The organism is Pontibacter sp. JAM-7 (assembly GCF_048548695.2).
In the GTDB taxonomy this organism is placed as follows: Bacteria; Pseudomonadota; Gammaproteobacteria; order Pseudomonadales; family Balneatricaceae; genus Neptuniibacter.
In genome coordinates this window covers 191,328-207,205 of sequence record NZ_JBLYIF020000002.1, presented here as the reverse complement: position 1 = coordinate 207,205, position 15,878 = coordinate 191,328, and the positions used below count along the sequence as shown (strand labels likewise).

Genomic DNA, 15,878 nt, shown 5'->3' with positions numbered 1-15,878 from the left:
CAGGAGTTATTGACTCATGGCAGTTCAGAAAAGCAAAAAGTCCCGTTCCCGTCGCGATATGCGTCGTTCCCACGATGCACTGGGTAACCCGACTCTGTCTGTGGAAAACACTACCGGTGAAACTCACCGTCGTCACCACATCTCTGCTGACGGTTTTTACCGTGGTAAGCAGGTAATCAATAAGCAGGATGACGAATAAGTTTGTCAGACCGCTACACCATTGCTGTTGATGTGATGGGCGGGGACTTCGGTCCCCGCGTTACTGTTCCCGCTTGCGTCGATGCGCTTAAGCGGCACCCCCGCCTTATCATGAAACTGGTAGGCGATAGAGATACTATCTCTCCCCTGCTGCATAAACTTGATGCTGAACTGAGTTCTCGTCTGCAGATTATTCACGCCGATTTGACCGTCACCATGTCCGATAAGCCCAGCCAGGTGCTGCGCAACGGGCAGGAAACCTCAATGTATAAAGCTTTGCAGTTAGTCTCCGAGCAGCAGGCAAGTGCTTGTGTCAGTGCGGGTAATACTGGTGCCTTGATGGTGCTGGGGCGGTTTATTTTGCGCACGTTACCGGGTATTGATCGGCCAGCCATTATCTCATCGGTGCCAACTGAAACCGGACATTGTTACGTACTTGATCTGGGTGCCAATGTCGATTGCAGTGCCGAACATCTATTGCAGTTTGCCATTATGGGCTCGGTGATGACCACTGCTGTTGATGGTGTTGGTAGCCCGACGGTTGGCTTGTTAAATATTGGCCAGGAAGAGATCAAAGGTAATGAGCAGGTCAAGCTGGCATCACGACTGATTGCAGAGCGCGGCGGGCTTAACTATATCGGTTTTGTCGAAGGCAATGATCTCTATGCCGGCACAGCTGATGTTGTGGTATGCGATGGTTTCGTCGGCAATATTGCACTTAAAAGCAGTGAAGGGCTGGCTCGCATGATCAGCCAAAAGCTGCAATCAAGTTTTCGTCAGGGTTTATACCGGCGATTGTTGGCTTTGTTAGCTAAGCCCATTCTGGGTGAGCTTAAAGCCCTGATGGATCCGTCACGTCGCAATGGTGCCAGCCTTCTGGGTCTGCAGGGCATTGTCATCAAAAGTCACGGCGCCGCTAACCGGACCTGTTTCGGTTTTGCTCTGGATCAGGCTGTTGCCGAGATAGAGCAGGATGTGCCACGTCGTATCAGCTCTGAAATCGAACATAAACTCACCTGAGTTCAACCTGTTAATTACCCCTAGATGTTGTAAACTACGCAGCATTCGTCAGCCCGCCAGGGCTGAATCGCCGTAACAGGAAATCAGAGGAGCTCATGTCTCAATCGCTTGCTTTTGTTTTTCCCGGTCAAGGTTCCCAGCAGGTTGGAATGCTGGCAGATCTGGCCGCTACTTATCCGGTTATTCAACAGACCTTTGCTGAAGCCTCAGATGCCCTGGGTTATGACTTGTGGCAACTGGTTCAGAATGGCCCTGACACTGAACTTAATCAGACAGACAAGACTCAGCCGGCACTCCTGACCGCAGGTGTTGCATTGTGGCGTATGTGGGCCGGGCTTGGCCAGACTGCGCCGGCGATGTTGGCCGGTCATAGCCTGGGTGAATACACCGCCCTGGTGTGCGGCGGGGCAATAGAGTTTGCTGATGGCGTTCGTTTGGTAAAATTGCGCGGTGAGTATATGCAACAGGCTGTTCCCGCAGGTACCGGAGCAATGGCTGCGATACTTGGATTGGATGATGCAGCGATTGCAGCAGCCTGCGCCAGTGCTGCCGATGGTGACGTGGTGTCACCGGTGAATTATAACTGTCCGGGGCAGGTCGTTATTGCCGGCCAGGCAGCTGCAGTGGAGCGTGCCATAGAGGCCTGCAAGGCTGCCGGAGCGAAACGGGCTATTCCATTGCCTGTCAGTGTGCCGTCTCATTGTGCTCTTATGCGCCCTGCGGCAGAGCAAATGGAATCTGCGCTGGCTGATATTAGCATTCAAATGCCAGCTATCCCGGTTATCCAGAATGTTGCTGCTGAGCAGCCAGCGGATGCGGAGCAGCTGAAGGCGAACTTGTTGGCCCAGTTATATAGTCCCGTGTTGTGGACGCCAAGTGTCCAGGCAATGGTTGCTCAAGGGGTTGCAACAACGGTTGAGTGTGGTCCTGGCAAAGTACTGTCTGGCCTGAATAAGAAAATCGACAGATCTCTGAATGTTTTGGCCATTGGTGATGCCGCCGGGCTTGAGAAAGCACTCAGTGCCTGAGCAGAAACAGATAGGTAATCAGCATGAGTATTGAAGGAAAAATTGCACTTGTTACGGGTGCAACCCGAGGAATCGGCAAAGCGATAGCTGAAGAGCTGGGTAAACAGGGTGCAGTGGTGGTTGGTACTGCCACCAGTGAAGGTGGTGCTGCCAGCATCAGTAATTATCTGGCCGCTGCGGGTATCAAGGGTACCGGCTTAGTACTGGATGTCTCCGACAGTACATCCGTAGAAGCCGTTCTTAAGCAGGTGCAAAGTGACTTCGGCACAGTTGAAGTTCTGGTTAACAACGCTGGTATTACCCGCGATAACATTTTGATGCGCATGAAGGACGATGAATGGGATCAGGTGGTTAATACTAACCTGTCCTCAGTGTATCGCCTGGTTAAAGGTTGCCTGCGTGGCATGACTAAAGCGCGTTGGGGCCGAATCATCAGTGTCAGTTCAGTGGTAGCTTCCATGGGTAATGCTGGCCAAACTAACTATGCTGCAGCTAAGTCAGGCATGGAAGGTTTTACCCGTGCGTTGGCCCGTGAAGTGGGCTCGCGTAACATTACTGTGAATTGCGTAGCACCCGGGTTTATTGATACGGATATGACCAGCGGTCTGGCTGAAGAACATAAAGATAAGTTGAAATCTCAAATTCCGTTGAACCGTTTGGGCCAGCCGGAAGAGATTGCAGCAGTGGTCGGTTTCCTGGCCGGTCAGAGTGGCGGATATATCACTGGCGAGTCAATTCAGGTCAATGGCGGCATGTACATGGGGTAATCCCCCCATAAAGGAATTGTTTTTTTTCCTGAATTGTTGATAATGTGCCGTCAGGTAGAGACGAACTTAGCTGCGATGCTTTATGCATCGTCGCATTTAATGAACATTCCTACCCATGTCTAACCGATGTGTGGTGTTGATACAAAATAGGAACAGATATGAGTAACATCGAAGAGCGCGTTAAGAAGATCATCGCTGAACAGCTGGGCGTTAAGGAAGAAGAAGTGACCAACGAAGCTTCCTTCGTTGAAGATCTGGGTGCTGACTCCCTGGACACTGTTGAGCTGGTTATGGCTCTTGAAGAAGAATTCGAAACTGAAATTCCTGACGAAGAAGCTGAGAAAATCACTACAGTTCAGCTGGCAATCGATTACATCAACTCTCACCAGTAATCGTTTATCGTCTCGAACGTTTGAAAAGCCGCACTATCTCAGATAGTGCGGCTTTTCTTTTGCGTCTAATTCTGCAATAAAGAGCCGAGACTTTAGGATAATTGCTCAGGAGTGGCTTAATGGCAAAAAAGCGTGTCGTCGTTACCGGAATGGGAATGGTAACCCCGCTGGGGCATGATGTTGCCCAGACATGGAAGCAGACGCTTGAAGGCAAGAGTGGTGCATCACTCATCACCCATTTTGATGTCGAAAACTTTGCAACCCGTTTTTCCGCTTCAGTTAAAGACTTTGATGTATCTCCCTATGTGAGCAGTAAAGATGCTCGTAAGATGGACCTCTTTATCCAGTATGGGCTGGCGGCTGCAGTACAGGCAATTGATGATGCAGGCCTTGATCCGGAACAGGTGAACCCGCATCGGGTTGGTTGTGCGATTGGTTCCGGTATCGGCGGTTTGCCTATGATCGAAACCAACCTGGCTCAGCTAAGTCAGAATGGGCCACGCCGCGTATCTCCATTTTTTGTGCCGGGCAGTATTATCAATATGATTGCCGGCAACCTAGCAATTCGTTATGGCTTTAAAGGCCCTAATATCGCCATCACCACCGCCTGTACCACAGGGACCCACAATATTGGTTCCGCCATGCGAATGATTCAGTATGGTGATGCGGATGTCATGCTGGCGGGTGGTGCCGAGATGGCCACAACCCCGTTGGGTATTGCCGGTTTTGCAGCAGCCCGTGCACTGTCCACGCGTAATGATAACCCTGAAGCCGCCAGCCGCCCCTGGGATCGTGATCGCGATGGCTTTGTGTTGGGTGATGGTGCCGGTATTGTCGTGCTGGAGTCATATGAGCATGCTGTTGCCCGTGGCGCGCAGATCTATTGTGAACTTGCGGGTTTTGGTATGAGTGACGATGCGTATCATATGACAGCACCACCGGCGAGCGGGGAGGGTGCAGCACTCTCAATGGCAAATGCCATTGCCGATGCGGGTATCGACAAAGGCGATATTGATTATATCAACGCTCATGGTACCTCCACTCCAGCGGGTGACCTGGCGGAGTCCAACGCTGTTAAACAGGTACTGGGGGCTGCAGCAGCACAGGTGCGTTTAAGCTCGACGAAATCGATGACCGGGCACCTGTTGGGTGCGGCAGGGGCGGTTGAAGCAATCTTTAGCGTACTGGCTTTGCGTGATCAGGTAGCGCCCCCTACCATCAACCTGGATAACCCATCCGATGGTTGTGACCTCAACTACGTGCCCCATCAGGCTCAGTCTTGTCAGGTTCGGGCGACCATGTCCAACTCGTTTGGCTTTGGCGGGACCAACGGTACGTTATTGTTCCGCTCTGTTTAGTCTTCATTATGGGAAAGCTCATGCAGCAGGTCTGGATCAATGGGGTACAGGTGACAAGCATTCCGGTTACGGATCGTGGCCTGGCATATGGAGATGGACTGTTTGAGACTATCTGTGTTGCCGATGGCCAGATGCCATTACTTGAGCGTCACCTGTCACGTCTAAGCCTCGGCTTACGGCGGCTTAAGTTTCCCGCTGACACCCTTAACGCGGTCAAGGCGGATATAGCCGCATTATCCCTGCAGGGTGATCTGACACTTAAACTCATGGTTACCCGCGGTTCAGGCGCCCGGGGTTATGCCTTACCTGAGCCGACCGAGACTAGCCGAATCATTATCATCAGCCCGCGACAAGCCGTGCTATCACCACAACAGAAAAACGGTATCAAAAGTCGCTTCTGTGATTATCAGATGGCGATCAATCCACAACTGGCCGGAATTAAGCATCTCAACCGGCTGGAGCAGGTCATAGCCCGCAGCGAGTGGCAGGATACAACCATCAATGAAGGCGTTCTGTTGGACAGCGATGGCTTTCTGGTTGAAGGCACCATGAGCAATTTATTCTGGGTAACCACTGATGGCAAAGTTCAAACGCCAGCGTTAGAGCGCTGTGGTGTGGCGGGAGTGATGCGCGGCTATCTGCTCGACACTCTCACTGCTTTGGGTATTGCGACCGAGCAGGGACTGTATCGTCGCGAAGCTTTATTGTCTGCCACTGAAATTTTCTTCTGTAACAGCCTTATTCATCTGTGGCCGGTGCGTGAACTGGAAGGCCGGGCGTTTGCGCCGGGCAAGGTGTGTCGGTTGTTGCAGCAACGTATTAAACAGGACCTGTTTTGATCCAGCGTGTTTCTCGACTCTTTTTTGTGTTCGCCGTGCTCACTGCTGCAACGGCTATTTGGCTGTGGCAGGATTATCAGCGCGCTCTGCAGGCACCATTGTTATTGCAGGATGTGATCGAAATAGATATAAAAAAAGGCAGCAATTTCAATGATTTTGTAAGCTATCTTGAGAGTAAATCTCTTATAGAAAATCCGCTGTATCTGAAACTCTATGCGCGTCATTCGGGTTTGGCGCGTCAGCTTAAGGCGGGTTACTACCGATTGCAGCCAGATATGACTGTGGTGAGTCTGCTGGAGCTGGTGACCAGTGGTCGTTCAATCAGTTACAGTTTCACCATTGTCGAGGGTTCGACGTTCAAGCAGTTGCTGGCATCGATTAAAAGCAACAGCAAATTGCGCGATGATGTGACCGATCTGGAGACCGTAGATTTACTGAAAAAGCTGGCTATTGATGCCCCTCACCCCGAAGGGCAATTTCTGGCCGAAACCTATCACTTTGAAAAAAACGGCTCCGCCCAGGCGCTTTTAAAACGTGCACATGCCATGTTGCAGGATACGCTTGACCGGGCCTGGGAAGGCCGGGCTAAAGAGCTGCCCTATACCTCAGCCTATGAAGCATTAATCATGGCGTCGATTATTGAAAAAGAAACGGCGCGTGCTGATGAGCGGCCAGTGATTGCTGGGGTATTTGTACGTCGCCTTAATAAAAAGATGCGTCTGCAGACCGACCCTACCGTAATCTATGGCATGGGGGATCGTTACACAGGGAATATTCGCCGCTCAGACTTGCGCAGAGCCACGCCATATAACACCTATGTGATCAAGGGGCTGCCACCCACCCCGATCGCTATGGTCGGTGCTGCTGCCATTGAGGCTGCGGTACACCCAGCCAAGGGAAAGGCTTTGTTTTTTGTTGCCAAGGGAGATGGCAGTCATCAATTTTCCGAGACGCTGAAGCAGCATAATGAAGCCGTGCGTCGTTACCAACTTAAACGGCGTGAGGACTACCGTTCCTCGCCCTGATATGATGCCAATATGAAACAAACACAAGGTCGATTTATTACGGTTGAAGGTACAGAAGGTGTTGGCAAATCGAGCAATATCGACTTTCTCGCCGAATCCCTGCAGATACGCGGCAAGGAGGTGTTACTCACCCGTGAACCTGGTGGAACACCCCTTGCGGAAGATCTGCGTAAACTGCTTCTCGAGCCTCGGGAGGAGAACATCAGTAACGAAACTGAATTGTTGCTCATGTTCGCTGCCCGTGCTCAGCACCTGGAAAATGTAATCAAGCCAGCGCTGGCCCGCGGTGCCTGGGTGATTTCTGACCGGTTTACTGATGCTACCTATGCCTATCAGGGCGGTGGGCGTGGCATGTCCATTAACAGCATCGCCACACTGGAGCATTTGGTACAGGGTAGCCTGCGGCCGGACCTGACTTTGCTACTCGACTTGCCGGTAGAGGTGGGGCTACGCCGTGCCAGTGAACGAAGTACACCAGACCGTATCGAGCAAGAGCGGATCGATTTCTTCGAGCGGGTAAGAAAAGCGTACCTGCTCCGTGCCCAGCAGGACCCGGTAAGAATGCGCATTATTGATGCATCCCAGCCACTGAACCAGGTGCAGCAGCAGATCTCCCGGCAACTTACGATGTTTCTGAGGCAGTAATTTTGGCAGGTCTACATCCGGTTCATCCATGGTTTGAAACCCCGCTGTCTCAGGTAGTCGCGTTACATAGCAGTGGTCGTCTGCCGCATGCATTGTTGTTGCATGGGGTGGCGGGCATTGGCAAGAACCGGTTGGCACAGGCTGTGGCGAATTATTTGTTATGCCATCAACCTGAGACTGGGGTTGCCTGTGGCCATTGCAAAGGATGCGAGCTGAACCGTGCCGGCAGTCACCCTGACCTTTTTCAGCTGATGCCAGAAGAACCCGGTAAGCAGTTAAAGGTAGATCAGGTTAGAAACCTGGGCGATTTTATTTTCAGTACTGCGCAGCAGGGTGGTTACCGGGTAGTTATTATTGATCCGGCGGATGCGCTTAACCTGGCCGCTGCTAATGCGCTGCTAAAAATGCTGGAAGAGCCTGGTCAGAAAACACTGCTTCTGCTTATCACTGCGCGCATGGGGCAGTTGTTACCTACCATCAAGAGCCGCTGTCAGCACATCCAGTGTACGGCACCCTCGGCTGAGCTTGCTCAATCCTGGTTACTTGAGCAGATGCCTGAGTTGGATGCAGAATTAGCGCAGCAGGTATTATCGGTTAACCGAGGCTCACCGGAACAAGCGTTACAGTACCTGCAGCAGTCTGAAGCGGATTTGCGCCAACTGCTGGTAAAGGGGTTAGCAGATATTCTGCGACAGCGTAGAAGCCCTCTGGAGGTCGCAGCACAGTGGCATAGACAGGATGTCGATCGATTGTTAAATTGGTTTTATGCCATTTTGACGGACATTTTACGCCAGACGCTGACCGAAGGTGGCCACCTTATTGAACAGTCCGATGCGAAGAATATGATCGCGGCGGTTGCTAAAAAAGCAAACCCGGTTAAAATCTTGAAATTGGCCGATAAAATTGTCCAGGAACGCCGAGCCATACTGCAACGGCAAAATCCAAATAAACAGCTTTTGCTGGAATCGTTATTGTTGCAGTGGAGTGTTTTGTTCAGACAGGAGTAGCATCGCTTTATGAGTGTGGTCCCACGACTCAGTCACGGCATACTGTCATTGACCATAAAGACCAAGGAAGAGCTGTACCAGGCTTATCTGCCGTTTATCACTAATGGTGGCCTGTTCATCCCAACCCTTCGCTCGTACCACCTGGGTGAAGAAGTCTTTATGCTACTTGACCTGATGGAAGAAACTGACAAAGTGCCGGTTACCGGCAAGGTGGTATGGTTAACTCCCAAAGGCGCGCAAGGCGGCAGAACTCCGGGTATTGGCATTCAACTGACAGCAGATGATTCCAGTCTGGTCAGTAAAATTGAGACCTATCTGGCCGGCGCGCTCAATTCAGAGCGCAAAACTAACGCCCTTTAAAGCGTTCTTACTCTATGTTTATTGATTCACACTGTCACCTCGACAAGCTCGATCTGGCCACTTATGGCGATGATTTCTCCGCCATGGTGCACGCGGCTACTGAACGTCAGATCAGCAAAATGTTGTGCGTCAGCATCTCATTATCCGCTTTTGAGTCTATGTACCAGATAATCCGCGACTGGCCGCAGATTTTTGCTTCAGTAGGGGTGCACCCACTGCATACCGATGAAGGCGAAGTCAGCCGCCAGCAACTGCTGGAACTGAGTCAGCGTGACCGGATTGTTGCCATTGGTGAAACCGGCTTGGATTATTATTATCAACAAGACACTCAAGCCCTGCAGCAAGCTAATTTTGCGACCCATCTTGAAGTGGCAGCTGAAGTTGGCCTACCGGTAATCGTGCATACTCGTGATGCACGGGAAGATACTATTAATCTGATACGTCAGCATGGTAGCCGTGATTCGGGCGGCGTTTTACACTGTTTTACTGAAAGCCTTGAAATGGCACGTGCAGCGATGGATGAGAATTACCTGATCTCATTCTCAGGCATTATCACTTTCCGCAATGCCGCTGAATTACGTGAAGTGGTCAAAGCGGTACCTCTTGAGTCGATGCTTATTGAGACTGACTCACCTTATCTGGCACCCGTGCCATACCGTGGCAAAAGCAACGAACCGAAATATGTCGTTGAGGTCGCTCAGTGTATTGCTGAAATCAAAGGTGTGCCCGTAGAGCAGGTGGCTGAAGTGACCACAGCTAATTTCCACCGGCTCTTTTCTCGTGTGACCTGACATGTCCGGTTATCCGCTGAACTATATCGAACCGGTATTTCGCCCCCCCAGTGAAGCAGGCTCACTGATCCTCCAGGTTACCAACGGTTGTAGCTGGAACCGCTGCACTTTCTGCGAGATGTATACTGCAGAACAGAAAAAATTCAGTCTTAAATCACCGGCTGATATTGAACAGGAGTTGGCAGCATGTGCCGCACAACTGGCACCGGTGCGCCGGGTATTTCTGGCCGATGGTGATGCCATGGCTCTACCATTTGCCCGGCTAGAAAAAATATTGTTGTCGATCCGTGAGCATCTGCCAACGGTCAGCCGGATTTCCAGTTATTGCTTGCCGCGGAATTTGCGCAATAAAAACCCTGAACAGATGCAGCGCCTGCGTGAACTGGGTCTGCGATTGTTATATATCGGCGCGGAAAGCGGTGATGACGAAGTACTCTCTAGTGTCAGTAAAGGCGAAACCTTTGCCAGTACCGCCGAGGCTTTTCGTAAAGCCAGTGCAGCCGGCATGAAAACCTCCATGATGATCATCAATGGGCTGGGAGGGCGCCGTTTATCACAACAGCATGCCAGGGCATCTGCTGAACTTGCCAATGTCGCCCAGCCCGATTATCTCGCCACGCTGGTGCTGTATTTCAGTGGTTCACAAACGCGCCTGACGCAGGGGTTTGAACAGCAGTTTCAGACCCTTGATCAACAAGGCTTGTTTCAGGAGATGTATTGGTTTCTGGAAATGCTGCAACTGGAACAGACTATATTTCGTAGCGATCATGCTTCTAACTACCTGGTATTAAAAGGCGTGTTGGGTAGGGATAAAGCACGTCTGCTAGACCAGGTCAGCCAGGCGCTGGCAGGTGATGATCGTATCAGCTTGCGCGACGAGACTTACCGCAGCCTCTAGAGGAATCAGACATGGTTGAACGCTTAGTGGTTACCACGGGTCGCCAGGGGTTATTTGAATTTACCGACCAGATTCAGGCACTGGTGAAGCACTCTGGCCTAGAGCAGGGACTGTGTACACTTTGCATTCAGCATACCAGCGCCAGCCTGATCATTCAGGAAAATGCTGATCCCAGCGCTAGAGTTGATCTTGAAAACTGGCTGAATCGCCTGGTGCCGGAGCATGATCCGCTCTATACCCACACAATGGAAGGCGCGGATGATATGCCTGCACATATCAAATCTATGCTCACCGCGAGCTCTCTGTCGATTCCTGTTATTGACCAGCAACTGGCACTGGGGGTATGGCAGGGGGTGTACTGCTGGGAACATCGTCACTCCAGCAAGCAGCGCACCATTATCGTTCATTTAGGCCCCTGACACCGTCTGAAGCCCTGTAAACCTCCAGTAATCTGCGTAAAAACTTGCAGCACACGCGGCTGAGCGGTATTTATATTGGTTAAGGCCTGTACAGGCACAGGCCTGATTCTGCTTTTGGAATGGAGTTTGTGTCTTAAAACTTCGCTTTTCCACCCATCTTCTCAGTAACCAATCCCTCGCCTAGGGAAGGGAGCGTGCAACGATGGAACTTCTGAATTCAATTATTTCCGCAATCAACGGGGTCGTTTGGGGCCCCTTGATGCTGGTACTTATTCTTGGTGTAGGTTTGTTCCTGCAGATCGGTCTGAAGCTGATGCCAATTCTAAAGCTTGGCACCGGTTTCAAATTGATGTGGGGCGGACGATCACCAAGCAGCACTGAAAAGAGTGAAGGTGAAATCCCGCCATTTCAGGCGTTGATGACAGCCATGTCTGCGACTGTAGGTACAGGTAATATTGCCGGCGTGGCAACTGCCGTGTTTCTCGGTGGCCCGGGTGCCTTATTCTGGATGTGGTGTACCGCGCTGGTTGGCATGGCAACCAAGTTTGCCGAAGCTGTACTGGCGGTGAAATATCGCGAAGTGGATGCCAATGGCAACCATGTCGGTGGGCCGATGTATTACATCAAAAACGGCCTGGGTGCCAAGTGGGCCTGGTTAGGAACGCTATTTGCGGTGTTTGGTACCATTGCTGGTTTTGGTATCGGTAACACGGTCCAATCCAATTCGGTGGCAGATGTGCTCAACGTCAATTTTGGCTTGCCATTCTGGATTACCGGGGTGGTGATGATGGTGCTGACTGCTGCGGTACTACTAGGCGGAATTCGCCGCATCGGCATGGTTGCTGGTTCATTGGTGCCATTCATGGCGATCAGTTATCTGGTGGCAGGCCTAGTGGTGTTGATGCTGAACCTGGAAGCGATACCCTCAGCGTTGGCGATGATTTTTACTGATGCCTTCACTGGCACTGCCGCACAGGGTGGTTTTGCGGGTGCCGCAGTATGGGCCGCCATCCGCTTTGGTGTAGCACGTGGCGTCTTCTCTAATGAGGCAGGGCTTGGTTCGGCACCCATTGCCCATGCGGCGTCGCAGACCAAAGATCCGGTGCGCCAGGGGCTGATAGCGATGTTGGGTACTTTCCTGGATACTCTGGTGATTTGTAGCATTACTGGCCTGGTCATCATTACCTCTGGTATGTGGACCTCAGGCGAGTCAGGTGCGGCATTGACCTCAGCCGCGTTTGCCGCATCGTTGCCGGGTGTCGGAAATTATATCGTGGCTATCGCCTTAGCGCTGTTCGCGTTTACTACTATCTTAGGTTGGAGTGTCTACAGCGAACGTTGTGCAGAATACCTGTTCGGCGTCCGTAGTATCCTACCTTTCCGTATTTTGTGGATTCTTGGCGTATTGGTGGGATCAGTGGTTGGCCTGGACTTTATCTGGCTACTGGCGGATACCCTAAATGCCATGATGGCGATTCCTAACCTCATCGCGTTGATATTGCTGAGCCCAGTAGTATTTAAGCTCACCAAGGAATACTTCAGCGTGCATTAAACAGGGTGGCATCAAGTATAAAAAAAGGGCCACATGTGTGGCCCTTTTTAGGTTGTATCAGTGAATTACTGCGTCGAGCCCGGCTGTAACTTATCCAGATCCAGCTTGCCATCTTTGACAGGCAACTGGTCTGATGCAGGTTTTTTATCCATGCGCACAACTGCGACCTGGTCTGCAATTTTGTACTCTACATCGTAACCAATAACCCGCTGTTTTTTGTCATTGACTGTAGCGCAATGGGTTTCGACCTCAGTGTAGGTGTCCTTATTTTGCATATCTTCCTGCACTTTTTTACCGGCATAGCCACCGGCTGCAGCGCCTGCAAGGGTGGCGATCTTTTTGCCGCTACCGCCACCAACCTGATTGCCGATTAAACCACCAACCACGGCACCGACCGCTGTACCCGCAATCTGGTGTTCATCTTTTTTCGGCGCAACCTTGGTCACCTGGCGTTGGACACACTCTTCCCGGGGTACTGTGTAGCTTTCATTGACTGCATTTATGCTGAGTACTTCAGCAAACTGAGGGGCGTCTTCGGCAACATAAGCACGATAGCCGGCAATAGTTCCTACAGCAGTTGCAGCTGCTGCGCCGAGGACAACGCCCAATACCATGGACTTATTCATTGATCTCTCTCCTGTAGATCTTGCTTATAAGCTGCTCTTGAGGCGTAACGCCTAATGCTGAGCAAAATAATCGGGTATACCGATAGGTTGCATCACTATAGCAATAGATTGCTGCACTGAAAATGAATAGCGGGGGAGACGTCAGGGCGGCTGACCATCACCGCCCACAACACCTATTAAAACAAGTCGTCTGAAGAGGAAGCATCAACTGGAGTGACACTCTGCAACATTTTTGGCAGATCCAACAATATGGTCAGTATACCCTGGTGGTAACACACGCCCTGAACAAACTTTTTGGTGGATTCATCACCGGCCAGGTTGGGGGCTCGGTCAACGGATTTCTGTGGAATGTTAATAACTTCATCCACATTGTCGACTACCAGACCGACGACTTCGTTTTCGTTATATTCCACCACAATGACACGGGTATCATCGTCGGGTTCGTTCGACATCAGGCCAAACAGCCGACGAGTATCAATGACAGTAACAACATTACCGCGCAGGTTAATAATACCCAGGATATAACTGTCTGCGCCGGGAACAGGCGTGATTTCGCTGTAACGCAGTACCTCTTTCACCTGAATAACATCAACACCATACAGCTCGTTATCCACTTTAAAAGTGGCCCACTGATGGTAAATCACATCTTCCTGCTTACTGCTTTTTTTGCGGTCTCGCTGCTCAGTAAACGTGGCCTGTTCGGCCTGGAGTGCCCGAAGATGTTCTGCTGCTTCTTGCAGTGCCATAGCGTGATACCTGATATGTAGTTAAACCGCTGTTCTGCCAAGGCGTAAGCGGCATGGAATGTTCAGAGGCAGTTGGCGGGTTTAGGTAAACCTGCAATACGTGCCAATCGTTTAGCCGGGCTGCCCGGAAAAAGTTGCATTAGATAGATGCTCTTAGCCTTATCGGCACCTAATTTGATTCCTACAGCCTTAACCAGTGGCCGCATCGCTGGACTATGTTCGTAAGTATGATAGAAATCACGGATCAAATCGATCAGTTCCCAGTGTGCCTCAGTAAGGGTTAATCCCTCTGATGCTGCAAGCTGCTCGGCGATGAATGGTGTCCAGTCTTCCAGGTTATATAGATAACCTTCTTCATCAAGCTGCAGCGGTTTATGATCCGACGTCATGACCAACTGATCACCTTATCCTGTTGGCAACACAACTCAACAAACTGACTGTCGCTTACTGGCGTGAAGTGCTCAGATACCAGAGGACCAATGCCGCGTGCCAACATATCAGGCTCAAGGACATATAATGTTATGCCTGGCAGGTCGGTAAAACGTTGCGGAAAAGTCCCGGTGGCAGCGTAGACCGCATCCTCCAGCAAAAGTACGGCATCACCAGTGTTGAGTGCCAGCCTGCACTGTTCATAACAGCTGCTGGCATCGGGGCGGGCATTGATCAGATGAAGAGCCATAGTTAGAAAGTCAGGACCGTCTTATGTTGTTGGAATAGTTCGGGTAGCTGCTGTTGCTTGATGACCTGGACGCCCGTAATTAACTCATCGGCAGTCACGTTCCGTGCCTGAAGGTCCTCAGCGCAGACATATAGAGTGTCGATATCATACATGGGCAGGGAAGAGAGCAATGCCTGTAGTGATTTTTGGTTAACTTCGTCAGCGGCCTGGCTTGCCAGAAGCTGATACAGCCCGTCTCCCAAAAACAATAAGCTCACCGGGAGATCAAAAATAGCGCAGGTAAGCGCGATATCCAGTCCGTCGCGGGGTAAGTTACTGCCATAGGGAGGGTTACGATGGACTAAAAGTACATTGTGTTGTTCAGCCATGACTGCCCCCAAAACGTACTACTCGGTCAGAGCAGGCGATAGCTTCTGCCAGTTGGCCTAGTCCGGAAAGCTCAAAACCTTCAGCCAGATTATGCCCGGTTTTTTCATAGCGTTTGGCTTCATGCGCATTCAGAACGCCACGCCTGACTGCAGCAGCGATACATACCACCAAGTCTAGGTCATGGGCTTGCTGCAAGGCTTGCCACTCTTGCAATAGCTGTAATTCATCGACTGCAGGTGCGTTGAAGTGGCTGGCTGTCAGTACGGCATCACCATAGAAAAATACCCGATGTACCTGATGCCCTTGACGTAACACTTCACGGCAGAAACGCAACGCGGTCGCAGCGGATTGGTGACTGTGGGGTGAGGATTGAATGAGCAGAGTGAAACGCATACCAGAGGTGCTATCCGCAAATAAAAAAGCCCTGCAATCTTAACAAGAAAGCAGGGCTTTTACAGTAACTGGGCTATCAGTCGTCGCTGAAGGCACCTACCAGGCTCAACAGGTGAACCAGAAGGTTATAAATATTCAGATACAGGCTAACAGTCGCCATCACGTAGTTGGTGTAGGTGCCATTAACGATGTTGCTGGTGTCATACAGTATGAAACCAGCCATCAGTAGTACTACCAGCGCAGAGAAGGCCAGGTGCAGAGCGCCCAGCTGCACACCAAACAGCGGCAGTACAAACAGCGCTACCATGGCAATCAGGGCAACCATCAGACCGGCGGCCAGGAAGCCGCCCATAAAGCTGAAATCCTTGCGGCTGGTCAGCACATAAGCAGACAAACCCAGGAAGGTCATTGCTGTCATACCCATCGCGGTCATCACAATCTGACCGCCATTAGCCATTGCCAGATAGTGATTAAGTAGTGGACCCAGACCAAAACCCATTAAACCGGTAAACACAAATACCAGCGGCAGAGCAGCAGCACTGTTCTGTTTTTTGTGTAACACGAACAGCATGATGAAGCTGACGATAATGCTGCCCAGATAAACCATCATAGGTGGTTGGAGAAGCATGGAAATACCGGCGGTGGCAGCACTGAATACCAGTGTCATTGCCAACAGCATGTAGGTATTACGAATCACTTTATTGGTCTGCAGCACTGATGCTGGTTGCTGCATCTCGTAAGTGTTGACGTCTCGCATGTTGTTCCT

22 protein-coding genes are annotated in these 15,878 nt (G+C 51.1%); 15 read left to right on the top strand and 7 right to left on the bottom strand.

The window, feature by feature from the left end; all coding sequences use genetic code 11:
* Positions 1–16: 16 nt before the first annotated feature.
* The 15 genes from rpmF (at position 17) to ACFVYJ_RS03255 (ending at position 12,299) form a co-directional block, all read left to right on the top strand.
* Complete coding sequence (gene rpmF, locus ACFVYJ_RS03325) at positions 17–199, top strand: 50S ribosomal protein L32 (protein ID WP_419413727.1); 183 nt, start codon at positions 17–19, stop codon at positions 197–199.
* Positions 200–201: 2 nt separating this feature from the next.
* A complete protein-coding gene (gene plsX, locus ACFVYJ_RS03320) occupies positions 202–1,218 on the top strand; it encodes a phosphate acyltransferase PlsX (RefSeq protein ID WP_419413728.1) in 1,017 nt (338 codons plus the stop codon).
* 95 nt (positions 1,219–1,313) lie between these two features.
* Complete coding sequence (fabD, locus tag ACFVYJ_RS03315; protein WP_419413729.1) at positions 1,314–2,246, top strand: ACP S-malonyltransferase; 933 nt, start codon at positions 1,314–1,316, stop codon at positions 2,244–2,246.
* 23 nt (positions 2,247–2,269) lie between these two features.
* The gene (gene fabG, locus ACFVYJ_RS03310) at positions 2,270–3,013 is read left to right on the top strand and encodes a 3-oxoacyl-ACP reductase FabG (protein ID WP_419413730.1); all 744 of its coding nucleotides are present in this window, start codon (positions 2,270–2,272) and stop codon (positions 3,011–3,013) included.
* Between the two features lie 158 nt (positions 3,014–3,171).
* Positions 3,172–3,405 carry an acyl carrier protein gene (acpP, locus tag ACFVYJ_RS03305; RefSeq protein WP_275812042.1) on the top strand — a complete coding sequence of 78 codons (234 nt, stop codon included), beginning with the start codon at positions 3,172–3,174 and terminating at the stop codon, positions 3,403–3,405.
* 119 nt (positions 3,406–3,524) lie between these two features.
* Complete coding sequence (fabF, locus tag ACFVYJ_RS03300; protein ID WP_419413731.1) at positions 3,525–4,763, top strand: beta-ketoacyl-ACP synthase II; 1,239 nt, start codon at positions 3,525–3,527, stop codon at positions 4,761–4,763.
* Positions 4,764–4,783: 20 nt separating this feature from the next.
* A complete protein-coding gene (gene pabC / locus ACFVYJ_RS03295; protein WP_419413732.1) occupies positions 4,784–5,602 on the top strand; it encodes an aminodeoxychorismate lyase in 819 nt (272 codons plus the stop codon).
* Positions 5,599–6,627: an endolytic transglycosylase MltG gene (mltG, locus tag ACFVYJ_RS03290; RefSeq protein WP_419413733.1), complete on the top strand. Its 1,029-nt coding sequence runs from the start codon at positions 5,599–5,601 to the stop codon at positions 6,625–6,627. The genes pabC and mltG overlap by 4 nt, the downstream gene beginning before the upstream one ends.
* Positions 6,628–6,639: 12 nt before the next feature.
* Positions 6,640–7,272, top strand: coding sequence for a dTMP kinase (tmk, locus tag ACFVYJ_RS03285; protein ID WP_419413734.1), 633 nt, complete (start codon positions 6,640–6,642; stop codon positions 7,270–7,272).
* Positions 7,273–7,274: 2 nt separating this feature from the next.
* The gene (locus ACFVYJ_RS03280) at positions 7,275–8,279 is read left to right on the top strand and encodes a DNA polymerase III subunit delta' (protein WP_419413735.1); all 1,005 of its coding nucleotides are present in this window, start codon (positions 7,275–7,277) and stop codon (positions 8,277–8,279) included.
* Positions 8,280–8,288: 9 nt separating this feature from the next.
* A complete protein-coding gene (locus ACFVYJ_RS03275; RefSeq protein WP_419413736.1) occupies positions 8,289–8,639 on the top strand; it encodes a PilZ domain-containing protein in 351 nt (116 codons plus the stop codon).
* Positions 8,640–8,653: 14 nt separating this feature from the next.
* A complete protein-coding gene (locus ACFVYJ_RS03270; RefSeq protein ID WP_419413737.1) occupies positions 8,654–9,430 on the top strand; it encodes a TatD family hydrolase in 777 nt (258 codons plus the stop codon).
* A gap of 1 nt (position 9,431) precedes the next feature.
* The gene (locus ACFVYJ_RS03265; protein ID WP_419413738.1) at positions 9,432–10,328 is read left to right on the top strand and encodes a radical SAM protein; all 897 of its coding nucleotides are present in this window, start codon (positions 9,432–9,434) and stop codon (positions 10,326–10,328) included.
* 11 nt (positions 10,329–10,339) lie between these two features.
* Positions 10,340–10,747: a secondary thiamine-phosphate synthase enzyme YjbQ gene (locus ACFVYJ_RS03260; protein ID WP_419413739.1), complete on the top strand. Its 408-nt coding sequence runs from the start codon at positions 10,340–10,342 to the stop codon at positions 10,745–10,747.
* A 202-nt stretch (positions 10,748–10,949) separates the two neighbouring features.
* Positions 10,950–12,299 carry an alanine/glycine:cation symporter family protein gene (locus tag ACFVYJ_RS03255; RefSeq protein ID WP_419413740.1) on the top strand — a complete coding sequence of 450 codons (1,350 nt, stop codon included), beginning with the start codon at positions 10,950–10,952 and terminating at the stop codon, positions 12,297–12,299.
* Positions 12,300–12,364: 65 nt separating this feature from the next.
* Here the strand turns inward: ACFVYJ_RS03255 and ACFVYJ_RS03250 are convergent, their stop codons facing one another.
* From ACFVYJ_RS03250 to ACFVYJ_RS03220, 7 genes are all read right to left on the bottom strand, one after another.
* On the bottom strand, positions 12,365–12,925 hold the full coding sequence (locus ACFVYJ_RS03250) for a glycine zipper 2TM domain-containing protein (RefSeq protein WP_419413741.1): 561 nt from the start codon (positions 12,923–12,925) through the stop codon (positions 12,365–12,367).
* 176 nt (positions 12,926–13,101) lie between these two features.
* Positions 13,102–13,671, bottom strand: a complete 570-nt coding sequence (locus ACFVYJ_RS03245; RefSeq protein ID WP_419413742.1) for a chemotaxis protein CheW — start codon at positions 13,669–13,671, stop codon at positions 13,102–13,104.
* Between the two features lie 62 nt (positions 13,672–13,733).
* Entirely contained in the window at positions 13,734–14,060 is a 327-nt protein-coding gene (locus ACFVYJ_RS03240) for a TusE/DsrC/DsvC family sulfur relay protein (protein ID WP_419413743.1), read from the bottom strand.
* Positions 14,057–14,350 carry a sulfurtransferase complex subunit TusB gene (gene tusB / locus ACFVYJ_RS03235; protein ID WP_419413744.1) on the bottom strand — a complete coding sequence of 98 codons (294 nt, stop codon included), beginning with the start codon at positions 14,348–14,350 and terminating at the stop codon, positions 14,057–14,059. The genes ACFVYJ_RS03240 and tusB overlap by 4 nt, the downstream gene beginning before the upstream one ends.
* A 2-nt stretch (positions 14,351–14,352) precedes the next feature.
* Positions 14,353–14,718, bottom strand: a complete 366-nt coding sequence (tusC, locus tag ACFVYJ_RS03230) for a sulfurtransferase complex subunit TusC (RefSeq protein WP_419413745.1) — start codon at positions 14,716–14,718, stop codon at positions 14,353–14,355.
* Positions 14,711–15,112: a sulfurtransferase complex subunit TusD gene (gene tusD / locus ACFVYJ_RS03225; RefSeq protein ID WP_419413746.1), complete on the bottom strand. Its 402-nt coding sequence runs from the start codon at positions 15,110–15,112 to the stop codon at positions 14,711–14,713. Before tusD ends, tusC begins: the two co-directional genes overlap by 8 nt.
* A 76-nt stretch (positions 15,113–15,188) precedes the next feature.
* Positions 15,189–15,869 (bottom strand): Bax inhibitor-1/YccA family protein, encoded by a 681-nt coding sequence (locus tag ACFVYJ_RS03220; RefSeq protein ID WP_419413747.1) that lies wholly within the window; start codon positions 15,867–15,869, stop codon positions 15,189–15,191.
* Between the last annotated feature and the right edge of the window lie 9 nt (positions 15,870–15,878).